This is a genomic window from Pseudomonas sp. GW458-11-26-14-LB4 (assembly GCF_059423925.1).
Map to the genome: position 1 here is coordinate 132052 of NZ_JBWKYU010000001.1, position 17982 is coordinate 150033.

Genomic DNA, 17982 nt, shown 5'->3' on the forward strand with positions numbered 1-17982 from the left:
AACGATCATGGCGTCCTTATAGCAACCGCATCATTGCGATGACCACCTTACCGAGCCATCCTCCCCGATAAACTCCTCGAAAATCTCCTCCCCCACCAACCTGATCTTCGCGTACCCATTCAACACCCGCAGCGGATAGTCCGGATCGTTCGCATCCTGCGTCTCCGAAAACAGCACCCGCGAATGCCCGTTCAGTTCGCTGGTGGTGCCATAGGGAATCGCTCCATGCCCGGCACAGCGCGCATGCAGCCCACCCTGCGGCGCATAGACGATGCCATTGTGCAGATGCCCCCAATACCAGTAATCCGGCTCACGCCCCAGCGCATCGCACACCGGTTGATACAGCGCGGTCTTGTTGTGCCCGGTGATGTCGAAACCCTGATGGTGGCTGAGCACCATGAGTTTCTTGCGTTTGGGCAGACCTTTCATCCACTCGATCTGCGGCTTGTTCAGGGTGCCATCCATGTACAGGTTCATGACGTCAGAGGCGTACGCCGTGTCCAGTCCGACAATCAGCCAGTCGTCGTTGATCAGGGCAAAGTAGCTGGTGCCCTGCTGCCCCGGAAAACGCGCGGCCAGTTCCTTGAAATAGCCGTGGGCGCCGCTGTACATCTCGTGGTTGGAATTGAGGGTGAACGAACCATGGGTGCCCATCGGCCAGCCCGCCATGTCGGTGTCCTCCTGGGAGTGGGTGCCGGCGTAATAAACATCCCCCAGGTGAATGGTGAAATCGGCATTGGCGAGTTGCATCTGGTTCGCCACCGACACCGCCGGCGCATGGCTGTTGAACGGCCCGGTGCCCCAGTCGCCGGCAATCGCCAGCGTCACTTCGCGATCCATTTTCACCAGCGCCGGATCGGTGCCGAAGGTCGCGTGATGGCGCAGGTTTTCGATCCACTTGAGCAGCGCCTCGCTCCACAACAGATCCAGCAGCTCCCATTTGCGACAGCCCAGCAGCGTGCCGTCCTTGAGTACCTTGGTCTGTAGTTGATCGGGCGATTGCGGCAGCGGCGTCGCGTTGCCGATACGCAGGATCGACAAACCGTGGGCCAACTCCCACGGCACGGCCGGCTCGTCGGTCGGCAACTCGCCGTGCTTGAGCACGTATTGCGCCTGATCGTGACCGCGCTGGAGCAACTTGATGATGGCTTGAAACTCCTGCGGCTCCAGCTCGCTGATGAGCTTCATCCAGGCCATTTCGATGCGCGTGAACAAGCCGTGCAGGCGCAGCTTGACCTTGTCGTATTCGTGTTTCAGATGTCCGACCGCTGACATGGCGTAATCCTCTATCCGTAAGGGTTCACAGGGTTTTCATGAATTCGATCAGCGCACGCTTGTCGTCGTCCGACAGCGTCGTGCCGTACAGGTGACCGCTGTTGTGATTGCCTTCCAGGCGCGTGTCGTACGTGAAGTCCGCCGAGGCTTTGGCCTGGGCGCCGCTGGTGACGAAGCCGACGTTGACCGGGTCGTAGACATCGGAGCCGGTGATGAACACCTGCGGACGTTTTTCCGGCGGTTGCAGCAAGTCCCACAGGGTCGGCACCGAGCCGTTGTGCAGGTACGGCGCGCGCAGCCAGATGCCGTCGGTGGGCGTGTTGCTGTAGCTCTGGGTCTTGCGGTAGGCGCCGAAATCGAACGGCGGTTTCTTGAAGGTGTGGAACGCTGCCACCAGCCCGGTGGTGAACGAGTTCAGCCGGTGCGGATCGGTGCCGAGCTGATCGATGTTGGTGGTCACCTGCCCGGTGTCGGTACGCCCGAAATCATGACAACTGGCGCAATTGGTTGCCCAGATCGGTTTGCCCTGGGCGACTTTGGCCTGATTCAGTGCCCATGGCCACGCTGGCGCCTTGTGCCCGAGCAGCCAGTTGGTCACCCGGTTGAAACTCGGCGGCAGCACCGATTCCGGCGTCGCGCCCACGGCCATCGCAGCCGCGTAGTTGCGCTCGTGGATCTTGTTGTTATTGCCGTCCCAGTGCAGGTACATCGATTCCCGGGGTTTCTGGTTCCACACTTGCGGCAGGTCGACGGTGCCGATGGTCGAGTCATCCGGGAAGCCGAACACCACCATTTTCGTCGGGTTGAAGGTGTCGGTGCGCCCCGGTCCCTGTTGCGGGCGCAACTTCTGCCAGGCGTAGGCCTGCTTCTGTTTGAGCAGCGCGGTCTTGGCCATCGGGATGATCAGGTAGCGGTTGTAGAGCTTCTCGAAAAAGCCCAGCTGGAACTTGCTGTTGATCGCCGCCATCACCGCGTCGGTGGTGAATTTCGGGTCGCTGGCACAATCGTAGGCGAACCACTGGAAGGCTTGCAGTTGCAGGGTGTTGGCCGGTGCACTCGGCACATTGACGGCAACGTCGCTGGCATTCGCCCGATAGGAGCCGGTATGACACAGCGCGCAGTTCGGCTCGACGGTCGGGTAGCCGATCTGTCGTTTGGCCATGCCGATCGGCAGGTCCTTGCCGTTCTCGAACAGGAAACCGAAGACTTCCCAGCCACCGGGTTTCGGCAGTTTTTCCGGGCACATCTGCGGCAGCACGGAGAACAGGTAATACGGAATTCGCGCTTCGATACCGAGACCGATGGCGGCGTATTTATAGTGATCTTCGTCGGAGGCGTAATCCTGCTCCGGCACCACGCGCAGCATCTGATACCAGGTCTGGTAACCGATGAACGCCAGCAGCGCCACCACGACCAGCGTGCCGACCTTGAACGCGTGACTCTGCCACTGCCGCGCCCACGCTGCGCGCCATTCGCGCCAGCCGTCACAGAGCAGCGTCAGCGGTCGGTTTTCAGGGGTGGTGCCGAGGTACAGCAGGATGCCGAGGATCAGGAAGAAACTCAGGTCGCCCATCAACATCGGTACGAACACCGAACCCTGGCTGCTGGTGTTGATCAGGTAGATCCAGAACGCCACGGCGATCAGCCGTGTCAGCACGCACAGCCAGGAATGCACCACGTAGCGCGGCGCGTTGAAGCCCGACGGCATGTAGAACACGCTGATGCCCACCAGCAGCATCCCGGCGTTTTCCAGCCACGGGTCGGAGAGTTGCGGCGGCAGGCCGACCACCGATGTCAGCAACCCCGGCGCGAACAGCGCCGGGATCGCGAACACCATGTTCATCGCAATGCCGAGCCAGATGAAGCGTTGAAACCAGCGGATGTAGCTGTCCATATCAGTTCCCCAGATCGTTCCCCCGTCGAAGCGTCGAACCGTCCGCGAGGGAATGCATCTCGTGACGCTCCGCGTCACAAAAGCGGACGCAGAGCGTCCATGCGGCGTTCCCACGCAGAGCGTGGGAACGATCGACACGATCGGGGCTATCCGAGGGCTGTTTTCTCCAGGTGTTCAAGGATGATCGGATACACATCGACCACCGCGTTCTTGCCGAACATGCAATCGATGTGGCCGTAACCCGGCACAACATGCCGGCTGTAGCGCTCCGGCCCGTGCTTCTCGCAAACCCGCTGGTAGGTCTTGAGCGTGCTCTCCGGCAGATAACACTGGTTGTCGGCGCCGCTGATGAAACAGATCGGCATGGTCAGCCGGTCAAAGTGCGGCATGTACACGTCGTGCCCTTTGAAATCCACCAGATGCCCTTTGCGCACGATCAGCGCCAGGTGCTCGAAGGTCTCGATGTTCGACTCGCCGAACAGCTCGTGCAGGTTGTCGTGCAGGGTTTCGTTGAGGGTGTCGTGGCGATACAGCGAGGCGTACATGAAGGTGATGCGGTGGCACACCGGGTTGGTGCAATAGCCCTGGGCTTCGATCCGCGCGTAGCCGTTGAGCGCCTTGTCGTAGAGCCGGTTGAACCAGTTCTCCTTGCTGTCGGCGTAGGCGGTCATGGATTTGATACCGATCGCGTCGAGCATTCCCGGCAAGTGCAGACCGGCCTTCAATCCCGTTGCGGTCGCGACCACCGTGTCGGCGGCAATCTGCGAGCAGACCACCGAACGCACGCCCTGCAAACCGGCGAGCAGCGACATGAAGAACGTGGTCGCGCCGTAGCAATGCACCACGCACTGCACGTCCCTGGCTCTGGTTTCCTGCTGGATCTGTGCGATGGCGGCCTTGAAGTCGTACTGGGCGATCTGGTCGCCGTTCCATTCCTTCTTGCTTGCCGGCAGCAGGATGCTCACCCGGAAATCCAGCAGCCACACGTCGTAGTCGTGCTTGCACAGAAACTCCAGCAGGTTGGTCTGGATCGTATCGGTCGAGAAGATATTCGAGCCCACACCCAGACCATGCACCAGCATCACCGGGCCTTTGCTGCCGGCCTGATAACGGGTCAGGCGCAACTGCACGCCGTCTTCAGTAGGGAAGAAATGCACGGCCGGCGTCGGTGCATCCAGTGGCCGTTTCAGCCGTGGCGGCGCGTCGGGATTGAAGTATTTGTCACCGGCAAACACCCCGCCATAACTCTCCCAGAGAATCCCGGCGAAGAACTTGCCGAACCGCGCCAGCCCTTCGATGCGCTCACGCTCGTTGCGCGCATTGAGGACTTTCATGGTGGTCATCTGCTTGGCGAAATCGGTCGGTTTGATGTGCATCACACCCGAACCGATGACTTCGCCGGATTTGTCCGGCCCGCGATACAGCGTGACGTAGAGGGTGCTGGTGTCGTGCCAGATATTCAGCACGCCGTTGTCTTCCGGCACGGTCTTGAAGGCGCTGAAGAAATAGTCGTGGCCGTCCTCGGCGGTCAGCTTCATGTCGTACTTCATGTGGCGCGTGTCGACCTGCTGCTCGAACTGCTCGAACAGGTTGAACACACCGTTGCTGGCGGTCAGCGGTTCCGGCGACAGCGCCGGGGCGATCACCGTGCCGACGATGGTCGCGGCGTGTTCCGGCTCCTTGATCATGCGGTTGAGGTCGTTGGCGGTGATGGTCAGGGTGAAGTCGATCGGCGAGTTGTCCGCCTCGCCACGTTTGGCGGCAGCTTCATAGACTTTGAGGTCGGTACTCTGCGCGGCGGTGAAAGCGCGAGAGAAGTAGCCTTTCATGGTTTCGGTGAACTGCACGCCAAGGGTCGGCGGCGCGGTCTGTTTGCGCGGCGCCGACGGCAGCGTGTAGTCGATCGTCCAGCCACGGTCGGCCGCCAGCAGGCCCATGTTGCGCTCGCTCACGGCGGAGATGGTCAGGAGCGGGTTGACTGCCAGTGACGTCGGGATCACCGCGCCGTCGGTCACGTACAGGTTGGCGTAGACATCGGTGCCACTGGCGCCGCTGAACACCTGGCCCTTGTGGTTGACCACGCCTTGCGCGGCGTCTTCACCCATCACGCAACCACCCAGCGGATGCACCGAGACGATGCTGTGCTTGAGCAGCTTGGTCCAGATCGGATTCTCGACCCAGATCCCGCCCAGGGCTTTGGTGCTCTGGTACAGGCGTTCGTTGCCGATCTTGAAGTTTTCCTGCTCGCCGACGCCCGGCCAGTCGATGCGCAGTTGATCCTTGCTGTCGAGGACCATGCGTCCCTGGCCGCTATCGTGGCTCATGATCAGGTAGGTCTGCATGTTGTGCAGCGCGCCGTGATACGGGCCACGCAGGAAGCTTTCGGCTTCACGCTCCTTGTACTTCACTTTGCCGCTGAAGCTGTCGTCGGTGGGCTTGCCGATCATCTCGGCGAACCCGGCCATTGCCGGCACCATCGGCCGGCCAAGGGCGCCCGGGATCGAACCTTCCTCGATGACCATGCGACTGCTGCGGTCACCCTCGGTGCGCATGTCGATGATCGAGGTGATGCACGGGCCGACCGGTTGCAGTTCCTTGGCCGAGTGCGCGCCGAAGCCGATGCCGTTGATGGTCTGCTCGCAGTTATGGCCGAAGCCGAGGATGTCGCCGTTGCCGCTCATGTTCTCGCCGAGCTGCCCGGACATCACCAGGCCTTTGTCCCGCGAGCGCAGCAGAATCTCGGTGGAGCCGAGGGTGCCGGCGGAGACCACGACGATGTCGGCCTTCACGAACAAGGTCGGCGCGTCGAATTTCTCGCGGCCGCTGTCGAGGTACTGGAAGTGCACGATCCAGCCATTGCCGTCGCGCTCCAGATGCCGCACCTGGGCCTGACAGAAAATCTCCGCGCCGTGATTGGTGGCGTCCGGCAGATAGTTCATCAGCGTGGTGTTCTTGGCCTTGTTGTTACAGCCCGAAACGCAGTCGCCGCAGTGGTTGCACGGCAGTTGCTCGACGCCGACGTGATTGAGATTGTTGGGCAGTTTGTCGAAGGTCACGTTGATCGGCGGCTTGTAGAAGTGCGCGCCTTGCTTGAGGAAGTCTGCGGATTTTTTGTTGGCATCGAGTTTCGGCAGGTTTGGCGAGGTGCTCGGGTAGGGATTGGGCTTGAGCATCTCCCGGGCCTTGGCGTAACCCGCCTTGAGCAAACCGTCACGGTCCTCGCGCACGGCCAGTGGCCAGCGCGGATCCTGGAACACATCGGCTGTCGGCTCCAGCGAGACGTTGGCATTGATCAGCGACGTGCCACCGAGGCCGCAACCGACCACCACGTTCTGCTGCGCGTTGACGTGCAAGTCGAACAACCCGGTGCGCGAGCCGATGTGACCGTCCGGGTCGTGTACCTGCAATTCCTCGGTCGCGGCGATCATGGTGTTGGGATATTCGCCGGGCTGGATCTCCCGACCGCGTTCCAGCAGACAGACCTTTTTACCGGCCCGGGACAGGCGCGACGCGGCAATGCCGCCGCCGTACCCGGAGCCAATGACGATGACGTCGTAGTGTTCCTTGATTTCGCTGATGGGCGTTGCGATCCGTGTCATGAGGTGGTTCCTCTCTCAGGCAGATGGGGCAACTCTGCGGTTGCCTGCAATCAATGGGCGAACGGGCACCTGGCCTCCGGGAAATCCCGACGGCAGTACAACGATTTGGGGCAGGAATCAGGCGCTACAGACGGGCGTGCTGATTGGCGGCACGACGCAACGTGCGCTTTCGCGGCGAAGCTGCCGGCCGAGCGCGGAGCGTGCAGGGACTGAGGGGTAAGCGGTGTGGCTGGGTATCCATCACGCGTTCTCCCTGAACCAGATGTGGATAAGTGACAGCTGTCCTTGTGCCATTGCAGTGAAGACAGGCACCGGATCGAAGTCAAGGCTGCCTCTTAGAACTGTATGAAATCTGATCAATTGCCTTTTGGACTAAGCCCGCTGGGGGTTGCAGGGTTTGGCGAACAAGTTATCCACATAGACACCCACAGCTAATGGGGACAACTGTGGATGACCTGGAAAAATAATCGGGATTTTGTGAAGAAAATTCGTGACTTATCCAGAAGCAGGGTTTCCATTAGCGATTGGTTGTTTTTTGATCAAGTCGCTGCATGGCACGGATTACGTGGATTGCGGAGGATGGCGAACACCTTATCCACAGAAGCGCCAACAGAGTTCGGGGGTAACTTGTCGGGTGCTGTGGAAAAGCGCTGCAGGCGTTGATAAATAGGGGTTTGCGTGGGGATTGGCGGGTTAAAAGACTGAATTGAGCGTTTTTTGATCAGATCTTTGTAAGCCACGGTTTATATGGCTTGCAGCGTACAGCGAACATCTTATCCACAGAAGCGCCAACAGAGATTGGGGGCAAGTCTGAGAGTTGTTCTGGGGAAAAACTCAGAAAAAACCGCGAGTTAGGCTGGTTGTTTTTTGATCTGAGGGCTGAAGGACTTGGTTTGTATGGGGTTGGGAGAGGGGCGAACATGTTATCCACAGAGTGGTTAACAGGGATTGTGTGTAAATTCTGAGGAGTGGATGGCTTGTGACCGCTGCCCTCACCCCAGCCCTCTCCCGGGGGGAGAGGGAGCCTACGGTGGTGATCTCGCGAGGTACATCGACCTGAGCGTTTATCGTGACCTCAGGTTTTCTCAAATCTGGCGAGAGAGTGATCGAGTCTTGGCGAACCAAGGTCACCACCGGAGTCGCAGGTCGATGTAAGTGGCCGGCCCAACTCGGTCAGTCCCCTCTCCCCCCGGGAGAGGGCTAGGGTGAGGGGGCGTCTAGCGGACAACACCTTCTTCGATCAACAACTTCAAAATCGCTTCAGCACCGGCCTGCGCCGTCACACCTTTTAGTACTTGCCCACCACCCCCACTGGCCTTGGCCGTCGCCGCCTTCATCCGGTCCGCCCCGCTCTTGGCCTTGATCACCTTCAACCGTTTCGGTCGGGGCTTCGCCGGTTGCAGGGTCGCCACCGCCAGCAATTCGTCGTCCACCACTTCCACGTCCTCAGCCTGGAGAACGCCACGTCGCGCCGGGCCATAAGCACTTTGCCGAGGCTTGGGCGCAGCGTTATCCACAGTCGCCAGAAACGGCAGGCGCACTTTCAACCGGCGCCGCTGCCCACGGGGCAACGCTTGCAGCACCAGTGCCGAACCGTCGTTGATCGACTCAACCTGAGCCAACCCCACCACCAGCGGCCAGCCCAGCCCTTCGGCCAGCAGGAACGGCAGCATCCCCGAACCCTCGCCGGTTTCCGCCTGGCTGCCGGTCAACACGACTTTTGCACCGGCATCACGCAGATACTCGGTCAACGCCGGCAGCGCATCGGCGCCCGCCGGTTGTTCCAGCACATGCATCTGCGCAAGTCCCATGCCCAGATAGGCGCGCAGCGCCGGTTCCGCGATGTCGCCGGCGTGCAGCACTTGCAGGTTATCCCCTGCCAGTTGCAGGCCGAGTTCCACCGCGCGGGCGTCCTGATCGGCGCGGCGCGGGCGGCCGGAGGTCGGGTGGGCGCCGATTGAAACCAGACTGATGATCTTTGTGCTCATAACCGTTCCTTAAGCCGCATCGCGCTTGGCTTCGTTGCGGTAAGCCTCTACCGCCGCGATCAAGGCCTGAAGAATTTCCGCGCTCTCGCCGATCACCGACAGGTCGGCACGCTTGATCATGTCGCAACCCGGATCGAGGTTGATCGCCACCACCTTGTCGCAGGCACCGATGCCCTGCAGGTGCTGGATCGCCCCGGAAATCCCCACGGCCACGTAAACCCGCGCCGTAACCCAGGTGCCGGACGCGCCGACCTGACGATCACGAGCCATGAAGCCATCGTCCACCGCCACCCGCGAAGCACCTTCGGTGGCGCCGAGGGCGGCGGCAGTCCTGTGGAAAAGCTCCCAGTCCTTGACCCCGTTGCCGCCGGAGAAGATGAACTCCGCTTCGGCCATCGGAATCGCCGCCGGATCCACCGCCACAGCGCCCAGATCCTCGATCCGCGACAGGCTGCGCGCGACGGGTGTGGATAACTCCACCGGCAGCGCTTCGTGACGGGTTTCGCTGACCGGTTCTGCACATTCGGCGGACGCCAGAATCAAACGCGCCACCGGGCGGGCCAGATCCTGCAACCCCGCACCGGCGCGGCCGATGCACTCCTGATCCTTAACCTGCCACACCCGTGTCGCCGGACGTTCACCCAGTGCGGCAGCAAAGCGCCGACCGAGTTCGCCGCCACCGCTGCGGCTGTCCGGCAGCAGCCAGTGACGCGGGTTGAACTGGTTATCCACAGCCCGCAGGCCCTGGATCCGTTGCTCCGGTGCATAACCGCTGAATTCTTCGCCTTCCAACACCAGCAGGCGGTCAACGCCCGCCGTGGCGAAAGCGTTTTCCTTGTGCTCACCAAACACCACGGCCAGCACCGCGCCTTCGCTGCCGGCCAGTTGATGAGCCAGACCGAGCAGGTCACGGTCGTGGCTGCTCAAGCGGCCGCCGACCATGTCCGGCACCACGCTGATGTAGAACGCCGGGGCCGGCACCTGATGCAGCGGCAATTGCACTTCGACCGCGGCCGAACGTTTGACCGCCCCGCCCTGTTGAGCGCCGCTGCGGTCGATGCGCTTGATGCCGTTCGGCCCGATGAAGCCGATGCCGTGCAGGTTCTTGCGGATGATCCCGTTGGGGCCCATCCAGCTGTGTTGCGCCGGTTGCATGGCCGCGTGCAGAGGGTGCAGACGGTTGCGTGCGATCCATTCGGCGCGGGGGTCGCGGCGGATAATGTCGCTCATCAGTGGGCCTCCGCAGGTTCACGTTTGGCCGGGGTGGCGGGCTTGTTCGGCGCGGCGTCTTCGAGCAGCGCGTCGGCCACCAGTTCGGCGATGTCCTTGATCAGCGGACGCGGTTCGACCACGCCTTCAAGCATCGCCGTGCACTGTGGACAACCCACGGCCACCAGCTCGGCGCCGCTCTCGCGGATGTCTTCCATGCGCATGTCGGGGATCCGCTGCTTGCCCGGAATGTCGGTGATCGGCGCCCCGCCACCGCCGCCGCAGCAGCGCGAACGGAAGCCGGAACGTTGCATTTCCTTGATCTCGATGCCGAGGGCGCGCAGCACTTCGCGCGGCGCCTCGTACTCGCCGTTGTAGCGGCCGAGGTAGCACGGATCGTGATAGGTCACGCTGTTGCCTTTGTGCTGACCGAGGTTCAGCGCGCCGGCCTGGATGATTTCCGCCAGATAAGTGCTGTGGTGCTGCACGAGGTAGTTGCCATCGAACGCGCCGTACTCGTTTTTCAGCACATGGAAGCTGTGCGGATCGCAGGTGACGATGCGGTTGAAGCTGTAGTTGGCCAGGGTCTGGATATTGCGTTTGGCGAGCAACTGGAAGGTCGCTTCGTCACCCAGACGGCGGGCCACGTCGCCGCTGTCACGCTCTTCAAGACCGAGTACAGCGAAGTCGATTTTCGCCGCTTTCAGCACTTTGACGAACGCACGCAGCGTGCGCTGATTGCGCATATCGAAGGCACCGTCGCCGACCCAGAACAGTACGTCGGTGGATTTCTTTTCGCTAAGCAGATTGAGGTTCAAGTCCGCCGCCCAGTTCATCCGTCCGCCCGGGGCAAAACCGCCGGGGTTGTCGGTAGCGATCAGGTTTTCCAGGACTTCGGCGCCCTTGTTCGGCGTCGCGCCTTTTTCCAGCGTGAGGTGGCGGCGCATGTCGACGATGGCGTCGACGTGCTCGATCATCATCGGGCACTCCTCGACGCAGGCGCGGCAGGTGGTGCAAGACCACAGGGTTTCGGCATCGACCAGACCGTTGACGATCGGTTGATGTGGATTGCCGCCGTGTTCGCCCACCGGTTTGCCGGGGTACGGGCTGCCGGCGAATTTGGCATCGGTGCCGCCAGCGAGGCCGACGACCATGTCCTGAATCAGCTTTTTCGGGTTCAACGGCTGGCCGGCGGCGAACGCCGGGCACGCGGCTTCGCACTTGCCGCACTGCACGCAGGCGTCGAAACCGAGCAACTGGTTCCAGGTGAAATCCTTGGGTTTCTCCACGCCCAGTGGCGCGGTCGGATCGTTCAGGTCCAGCGGTTTCAAACCGGTGGAACGACCACCACCAAAACGTTCGGCGCGACGGTGCCAGGCCAGGTGCAGGGCCCCGGCGAAGGCGTGTTTCATCGGCCCGCCCCAGGTCATGCCGAAGAACAACTCGGACACGCCCCACAACACACCGATGCCGAGAATCGCTGCCAACACCCAGCCACCGAAGTTCTCCGGCAGGATTCCGGCCACCGGCAAGGTCACCAGGAAGAACGAGGCCGAGAACGCCAGCAGGCTTTTCGGCAGGCGCATCCACGGGCCTTTCGACAGCCGCGACGGCGGGTTGAGCCGACGCCGGTAAACGAAGATCGCTCCGACGAACATCACCGCCGCCATCAGCAGCAACGCGTAGCCGAGGATCCGGTTATGCAGGCCGAAACCGTGCACCAGAATCGCCAGCACGATCGACGCCACCGCACCGCCCGCCGTGGCGACGTGGGTGTTGGCGATGTATTTGTCCCGCGCCACCACGTGGTGCAGATCGACCATGTAACGCTTGGGCATGGCTAACAGGCCGCCGATCAGATCGACCTTCGAGGCCCGGCCTCGGCGCCACATGGCCACCCGCCGCAACGCCCCCAGCACCGCGAGGGCCAGGGCTGCGAACAACAGGATTGGAAGAAGGGTGTTCAACATCAGAGTCACCTCTGGCGAGGTGCAAGCTACAAGCTACAAGCTGCAAGAAAGAGCAGTGGAAACTGCAGTGCTTTTACTTGCGGCTTGCAGCTTGGGCTCGCAGCTGAGCCGTCAAAAATCCTTACAGAGCCGGAGTGCGTCGTAGATGGCGGCGTGGGTATTACGCTGCGCCACGCAGTCACCGATGCGGAACAGCAAGTAACCGTCGCCGGTGCTGCTCAACGAAGGTTGTGGCTGGATCGCAAACAGTGCCTCGACATCGATCTGGCCCTTGTTGCGCGAGCCGTCCTTGAGGGCGTAGTAGATTTCTTCGTCCGGGCGCACGCCGTTCTCGACGACCACCTGATCCACCACCCGCTCCTCTTTGGCGCCGGTGTATTCGTTCTCCAGCACGGCAACGAGCTTGTCGCCTTCGCGGTAGACCTTCTCCAGCATCATGTCGCCGGTCATGATCACTTCTTTCGGGTACATGCTGCGGTAGTAGGTCGGGAACGACGTACCGCCGATGGCCACACCCGGCTTGATGTCGTCGGTGACGATCTCGACCTGGCTGCCCTTGTCGGCGAGGAAGTCGGCCACCGACATCCCGGTGAACTCGCAGATGGTGTCGTAGACCAGCACGTTCTTGCCCGGCGCGACCTTGCCGTCGAGCACGTCCCAGCTGCTGACGACCAGCCCTTCAGCGGCGCCCCAGTGTTCGTTCTGTTCCAGGTACGGGTGACCGCCGACCGCCAGCACCACGATGTCCGGACGCAGGTCCATGATGGTGTCGGCATCTGCGGCAGTGCCCAGGCGCAGGTCGACTTTCAGCCGTGCCAGTTCCAGCTGGAACCAGCGAGTGATACCGGCAATCTGGTCACGCTGCGGTGCTTTCGAAGCCGTAGTGATCTGGCCGCCGATGAATTCCTTCTTCTCGAACAGGGTCACATCGTGGCCACGCTCGGCCGCCACACGGGCAGCTTCCATCCCCGCCGGGCCGGCACCGACGATCACCACCTTGCGTTTCGGCCCGGTGGATTTCTCGATGATGTGCGGCACGCCCATGTATTCACGGGAAGTCGCAGCGTTCTGGATGCACAGCACGTCCAGACCTTGATACTGACGGTCGATGCAGTAGTTGGCGCCGACGCACTGCTTGATCTGGTCGATCTGGCCCATCTTGATCTTGGCGATCAGGTGCGGGTCGGCGATGTGGGCGCGGGTCATACCGACCATGTCGACGTAACCGCCCTCCAGAATCCGCGTGGCCTGGTTCGGGTCCTTGATGTTCTGCGCGTGCAGCACCGGAACCTTGACCACTTCCTTGATCCCGGCCGCCAGGTGCAGGAACGGCTCCGGTGGATAACTCATGTTCGGAATCACGTTGGCCAGGGTGTTGTGGGTGTCACAACCCGAGCCGACGACGCCGATGAAATCGAGCATGCCGGTGTCGTCGTAATATTTGGCGATCTGCTTCATGTCTTCGTGGGACAGACCGTCCGGGTGGAACTCGTCACCGCAGATACGCATGCCGACGCAGAAGTCGTCACCGACCTCGGCACGCACGGCTTTCAGGACTTCCAGACCGAACTTCATCCGGCCTTCAAAGGTGCCGCCCCATTCGTCGGTACGCTTGTTGACGCGCGGGCTCCAGAACTGGTCGATCATGTGCTGGTGCACGGCCGACAGTTCGACGCCGTCCAGGCCACCGGCCTTGGCGCGGCGCGCGGCTTGCGCGTAGTTGCCGATCACCCGCCAGATTTCTTCCGGCTCGATGGTCTTGCAGGTGGCGCGGTGCACCGGTTCGCGGATACCCGACGGCGACATCAGGGTCGGCCAGTGGAAACCGTCCCAACGGGAGCGACGGCCCATGTGGGTAATCTGGATCATGATCTTGGCGCCATGCTTGTGCATGGCGTCGGCGAGATTCTGGAAGTGCGGGATGATCCGGTCGGTGGACAGGTTCACCGAACTCCACCATTGCTGCGGGCTGTCGATCGCCACCACGGACGAACCGCCACAGATCGCCAGGCCGATGCCGCCCTTGGCTTTCTCTTCGTAATATTTGACGTACCGCTCGGTGGTCATGCCGCCGTCGGTCGCGTAGACCTCGGCGTGCGCGGTGCTGAGCACGCGGTTGCGGATGGTCAGTTTGCCGATCTGGATCGGCTGGAACATTGCTTCGAAAGCCATGGCGGGTTCCTCGACTTACAACGGCTTGACGGTGAACAGGCCGTCGTCGTGGCCTTCTTCGGAGCCACCGTAGACCTGCTCGGCCACGGTGCGGATCTTGCTGCCGCGAGCGGCGAGGATCTGGTCCATGGCACCGGCAAACCAGCCGGTGAACATGTAGTCGACCTTGCGCCCGACCTTGCCGTAGACGTAGACGAACGCCGAGTGTTCGAGCTTGACGCTGGCGGTGCCTTTGTCGAGGTCGATGTCCTGGATCTTGAACAGGCCCCAGCCGCGCTGCGACAGGCGCTTCATGTAGTGCTCGAACACCGCGACGCCTTCCAGGCCGTGGCACTCGGCTTCTTTTTCACACCAGTGCCAGGCGGATTTGTAGCCGGCCTTGTAGAGGATTTCGGCATAGGCGTCAGCGCCCAGTACTTCCTCGATGCCCATGTGGTTGTTGACGAAGAAATGCCGTGGCACGTACAGCATCGGCAGGGCGTCGGAGGTCCAGACACCGGTCTCGCTGTCGACTTCGATTGGCAATTGCGGGGCGATCTTGGCCATGGAAACTTAACTCCAGAAAAATTTTGGTGTTGCCCCCGGCGCGGACGGCCGGGGGGAAGTATTCGGGAAGCGGCGGCTTACTCGCCCCAGACGTCCTTGAGGACGTTGACCCAGTTTTCACCCATGATCTTGCGTACCACGCGCTCGGAGTGGCCGCGCTTGAGCAGGGTTTCGGTCAGGTTCGGGAACTCGCCGACGGTGCGGATGCCCAGCGGGTTGATGATCTTGCCGAAGTTGGTCAGACGGCGGGCGTAGCCCTTGTCGTGGGTCAGATATTCGAAGAAGTCCTGACCGTGACCCTGGGTGAAGTCGGTGCCGATGCCGATGGCGTCTTCGCCGACGATGTTCATGGTGTATTCGATGGCTTCGGCGTAGTCGTCGATGGTCGAATCGATGCCCTTGGCCAGGAACGGCGCGAACATGGTCACGCCGACGAAACCGCCGTGGTCAGCAATAAACTTGAGCTCTTCATCGGACTTGTTGCGCGGGTGCTCTTTCAGCCCCGACGGCAGACAGTGGGAATAGCAGACCGGTTTTTTCGATTCGAGGATGACTTCCTCGGAGGTCTTGGAGCCGACGTGGGACAGGTCGCACATGACGCCGACACGGTTCATCTCGGCGACGATTTCGCGACCGAAGCCCGACAGGCCGCCGTCACGTTCGTAGCAACCGGTGCCCACCAGGTTCTGGGTGTTGTAGCACATCTGCACGATGCCGACGCCGAGCTGCTTGAACACCTCGACATAGCCGATCTGGTCTTCGAACGCATGGGCGTTCTGGAAGCCGAAGAGGATGCCGGTCTTGCCCTGCTCCTTGGCCTTGCGGATGTCGGCGGTGGTGCGGACGGGGATCACCAGGTCGCTGTTTTCGCGAATCAGTTTCTGGCTGGCAGCGATGTTGTTGACCGTGGCCTGAAAGCCCTCCCACACCGACACGGTGCAGTTGGCCGCCGTCAGACCGCCCTTGCGCATGTCTTCGAACAGCTCGCGGTTCCATTTGGCAATGATCAGACCGTCGATAACGATGCTGTCGGCGTGTAATTCGGCTGGGCTCATCAGGCGTCCCCTTATTGGCGATTCATGCGCCGAATCGTCTGCCGGCGCTTTGGGGCCAGCATATGCCTCGGTGCGCGACCAGCCGGGTGCAAAAACGACAGGGGAATTGCCGAAAGCGTCAATCCGCGACAAAGGGTCGCCAACCGGTCCGACCGGCCACCTGTTCAAGCCCGCGAGCTTGAGCCAGAATCTGCCGCATCCCGGAAACACCACTGGATTAGAGCGGCGACATCAATGAAATCGATCTTCCTGGCCCTGGCCCTGATTGCGACCGGCGTACACGCCGCCGAAGAGTCCGACAACAACCCGTGCGACGCGGTGGAAAACGACATCCAGACCCTGGAATGCTCGACCTACAGCCGCACCACCGCCGAAGACCTGCTCAAGGACAACTACGCCAGCCTCAACGAGCGCATGCAGACGGCCTACGGCAAGAACCCGGCGCAACTGGCCGACATCACCGCCAAACTCAAGGCCGCCCAGCAACAATGGCTGAAAACCCGCGACGCCGACTGCGCCGTCGAAGCCTTCCCGGCGACAGACGGCAGCAAGGCATTCAAGATTGCGCAGAATGACTGCGTGGCGCGTATGAGTGACGAGCGGTCGGAGTTTTTGGAGTCGATAGGACAGGAGTGAGGGCTTGAGCTGTAAGCTGCACCTCTTCAGCCAATCAAGGGATTCACATGAACATCTGCGGTATCGAAATCAAAGGCAGTGAAGCGATCATCGCCGTGGCGTCCCTCGACGGTTCGGTGTTGAGCCATGTCGCGCTGAGTACCAAGAAAATCGCGCTGGACGATGACGACGAGGCGGCCAACGTGAAGCTGTTCGCCGCTCAGGTGGCGTCGTTCGTGCGCGAGAACTCGATAGATCGCATCGCGATCAAGAAGCGCAGCAAGAAGGGCGAGTTTGCCGGTGGGCCGACCACGTTCAAGATCGAGGGCGTGTTTCAGTTGCTGGACGGTTGCGAGGTGACGCTGCTGTCGCCGCAGACGATCAATGCCCAGGCCAAAAAGCACAATTTCGAGCTGCCGGGCACGCTGAACAAGTATCAGCATGAAGCCTACAAGGCAGCGTGCTCGGCATTGGTGAAGAAGTAACTAGCGCGTTTTACGCGCACTCAGCCAGTCACCGAAGGATTTGTCTTCCAGCGCATAGCCACCGCGGCTCGACTTCCACACCAGCTCTTTGTCACGCAGGGCATCGATGCAGGCCTGAATGGTCTGGGTGCCCGGCACCACGTCGCTGCCCATGTTTTCCAGTGCCTTGCCGACTGCCATGAGTGTGCTGTCAGTGAACGGTGCAAAAGGCTCGTTGTTCTGTGAGCGCTCCACCATCACCTCCAGCACGGCGCGCTGAGGGATGGTCAGAGCGTTCCAGGCGCTCTCGAACTCGGTCCACACGCCTGCGCGCAACAATTCGGCACGGCTTTGCAGCAGCTGCCCCAGATTGCTGGCCTCGCCCAACTCCAGCGCGACTTCGCCGATGATGGTGCGCAACATTTCCGGGCGTCGCCCCACCAATTCAAAGGCGTCATCGATATCGGCCGCACTGAACTGGTTGGTCTCGGCCAGATGGGCGTTGAGGTGCAAGGTATACGCCTGGGTGAACTCTTTCCCCAGCAATGGAAAGGGCGTGATGCTCGAGCCGAAGAACGGTTGGCTCTTGCCCAGCACCAGATGGGCGAGTTTGTCGCGATTGGAACCGGTGAACACCAGATGCAAACCGCTGCCCTCGTTTTCCCGTCCCTGGTTGAGCTGATCCCGTGCAGCCTTCAGGGCAAACATCGCGTTGATGCCGGCGGCGGTGGTAAGCGCATGCTGGGCTTCATCGATCACCAGCACTACGGATTTTTCGGCGGCGCTGTGGAGCAGTTCCAGCGCTTGAGTCAGGGTCGCGCCCGCCGGCAGCTGCGGCTTGGTGAAATCCCAGGACAAGGTGCGCAGAAAGCTGAGTTTTTCGATGCCGATATTCTTCGCCAGTTTGCGGATGCCCTTTTCAAAGGGGACCAACGCGCCTGCAATGGCACTGGCGATCAAGTCAGCAGGGTCTTTTTCCTTGTCGGCCCACAGGTCGACGTAAACCGTCAGCCAGCCTCGGGCCTGGCATTCCGGGATCAGGTCCTCGCGCAGGAAGGTGCTTTTGCCGGTGCGACGCGGCGCTGCCAGAAAAAGGCCGGAGGTGAAATCCTGCAGACCTGCACCCACCAGACCATCGGCAACGCTGCGGGCCAGAGCGGGGCGGCGGAAAACGAAGCCGTTGTTTCGGGACATG

General features: G+C 61.5%; 12 protein-coding genes. 2 read left to right on the top strand and 10 right to left on the bottom strand.

Annotated features, from left to right (window positions below; translation table 11 throughout):
* Positions 1–30 precede the first annotated feature (30 nt).
* From AC07XZ_RS00585 to AC07XZ_RS00625, 9 genes are all read right to left on the bottom strand, one after another.
* Positions 31–1275 carry a metallophosphoesterase gene (locus AC07XZ_RS00585; protein WP_102685730.1) on the bottom strand — a complete coding sequence of 415 codons (1245 nt, stop codon included), beginning with the start codon at positions 1273–1275 and terminating at the stop codon, positions 31–33.
* Between the two features lie 25 nt (positions 1276–1300).
* Positions 1301–3169: a c-type cytochrome gene (locus AC07XZ_RS00590; protein WP_102685731.1), complete on the bottom strand. Its 1869-nt coding sequence runs from the start codon at positions 3167–3169 to the stop codon at positions 1301–1303.
* Positions 3170–3315: 146 nt separating this feature from the next.
* Positions 3316–6768, bottom strand: a complete 3453-nt coding sequence (locus tag AC07XZ_RS00595; RefSeq protein ID WP_102685732.1) for a GMC family oxidoreductase N-terminal domain-containing protein — start codon at positions 6766–6768, stop codon at positions 3316–3318.
* Positions 6769–7985: 1217 nt separating this feature from the next.
* A complete protein-coding gene (gene etfB, locus AC07XZ_RS00600; RefSeq protein WP_102685733.1) occupies positions 7986–8756 on the bottom strand; it encodes an electron transfer flavoprotein subunit beta in 771 nt (256 codons plus the stop codon).
* Between the two features lie 9 nt (positions 8757–8765).
* The gene (gene etfA, locus AC07XZ_RS00605; RefSeq protein ID WP_102685734.1) at positions 8766–9986 is read right to left on the bottom strand and encodes an electron transfer flavoprotein subunit alpha; all 1221 of its coding nucleotides are present in this window, start codon (positions 9984–9986) and stop codon (positions 8766–8768) included.
* Entirely contained in the window at positions 9986–11935 is a 1950-nt protein-coding gene (gene dgcB / locus AC07XZ_RS00610) for a dimethylglycine demethylation protein DgcB (protein WP_102685735.1), read from the bottom strand. Before dgcB ends, etfA begins: the two co-directional genes overlap by 1 nt.
* A gap of 111 nt (positions 11936–12046) precedes the next feature.
* Positions 12047–14107 (bottom strand): dimethylglycine demethylation protein DgcA, encoded by a 2061-nt coding sequence (dgcA, locus tag AC07XZ_RS00615; protein WP_011336289.1) that lies wholly within the window; start codon positions 14105–14107, stop codon positions 12047–12049.
* Positions 14108–14122: 15 nt separating this feature from the next.
* Positions 14123–14653 (bottom strand): DUF5943 domain-containing protein, encoded by a 531-nt coding sequence (locus tag AC07XZ_RS00620; protein WP_007926354.1) that lies wholly within the window; start codon positions 14651–14653, stop codon positions 14123–14125.
* 77 nt (positions 14654–14730) lie between these two features.
* Entirely contained in the window at positions 14731–15708 is a 978-nt protein-coding gene (locus AC07XZ_RS00625) for a dipeptidase (protein WP_007959776.1), read from the bottom strand.
* Positions 15709–15942: 234 nt separating this feature from the next.
* Here AC07XZ_RS00625 and AC07XZ_RS00630 point away from each other — a divergent pair, with 234 nt between their 5' ends.
* Positions 15943–16344, top strand: coding sequence for a lysozyme inhibitor LprI family protein (locus tag AC07XZ_RS00630; RefSeq protein ID WP_039768003.1), 402 nt, complete (start codon positions 15943–15945; stop codon positions 16342–16344).
* Between the two features lie 47 nt (positions 16345–16391).
* Positions 16392–16808, top strand: a complete 417-nt coding sequence (locus tag AC07XZ_RS00635; RefSeq protein WP_102685736.1) for a DUF3010 family protein — start codon at positions 16392–16394, stop codon at positions 16806–16808.
* On the opposite strand, the gene AC07XZ_RS00640 is transcribed toward AC07XZ_RS00635, so the two are convergent.
* Positions 16809–17981, bottom strand: coding sequence for an AAA family ATPase (locus tag AC07XZ_RS00640; protein WP_102685737.1), 1173 nt, complete (start codon positions 17979–17981; stop codon positions 16809–16811).
* Between the last annotated feature and the right edge of the window lies 1 nt (position 17982).

Excerpts from the sequence above, each read along its gene's own strand:
- AC07XZ_RS00585 (WP_102685730.1), bottom strand. The coding sequence starts at position 1,275 with ATGTCAGCGGTCGGACATCTGAAACACGAATACGACAAGGTCAAGCTG.
- AC07XZ_RS00590 (WP_102685731.1), bottom strand. The coding sequence starts at position 3,169 with ATGGACAGCTACATCCGCTGGTTTCAACGCTTCATCTGGCTCGGCATT.
- AC07XZ_RS00595 (WP_102685732.1), bottom strand. The coding sequence starts at position 6,768 with ATGACACGGATCGCAACGCCCATCAGCGAAATCAAGGAACACTACGAC.
- etfB (WP_102685733.1), bottom strand. The coding sequence starts at position 8,756 with ATGAGCACAAAGATCATCAGTCTGGTTTCAATCGGCGCCCACCCGACC.
- etfA (WP_102685734.1), bottom strand. The coding sequence starts at position 9,986 with ATGAGCGACATTATCCGCCGCGACCCCCGCGCCGAATGGATCGCACGC.
- dgcB (WP_102685735.1), bottom strand. The coding sequence starts at position 11,935 with ATGTTGAACACCCTTCTTCCAATCCTGTTGTTCGCAGCCCTGGCCCTC.
- dgcA (WP_011336289.1), bottom strand. The coding sequence starts at position 14,107 with ATGGCTTTCGAAGCAATGTTCCAGCCGATCCAGATCGGCAAACTGACC.
- AC07XZ_RS00620 (WP_007926354.1), bottom strand. The coding sequence starts at position 14,653 with ATGGCCAAGATCGCCCCGCAATTGCCAATCGAAGTCGACAGCGAGACC.
- AC07XZ_RS00625 (WP_007959776.1), bottom strand. The coding sequence starts at position 15,708 with ATGAGCCCAGCCGAATTACACGCCGACAGCATCGTTATCGACGGTCTG.
- AC07XZ_RS00630 (WP_039768003.1), top strand. The coding sequence starts at position 15,943 with ATGAAATCGATCTTCCTGGCCCTGGCCCTGATTGCGACCGGCGTACAC.
- AC07XZ_RS00635 (WP_102685736.1), top strand. The coding sequence starts at position 16,392 with ATGAACATCTGCGGTATCGAAATCAAAGGCAGTGAAGCGATCATCGCC.
- AC07XZ_RS00640 (WP_102685737.1), bottom strand. The coding sequence starts at position 17,981 with ATGTCCCGAAACAACGGCTTCGTTTTCCGCCGCCCCGCTCTGGCCCGC.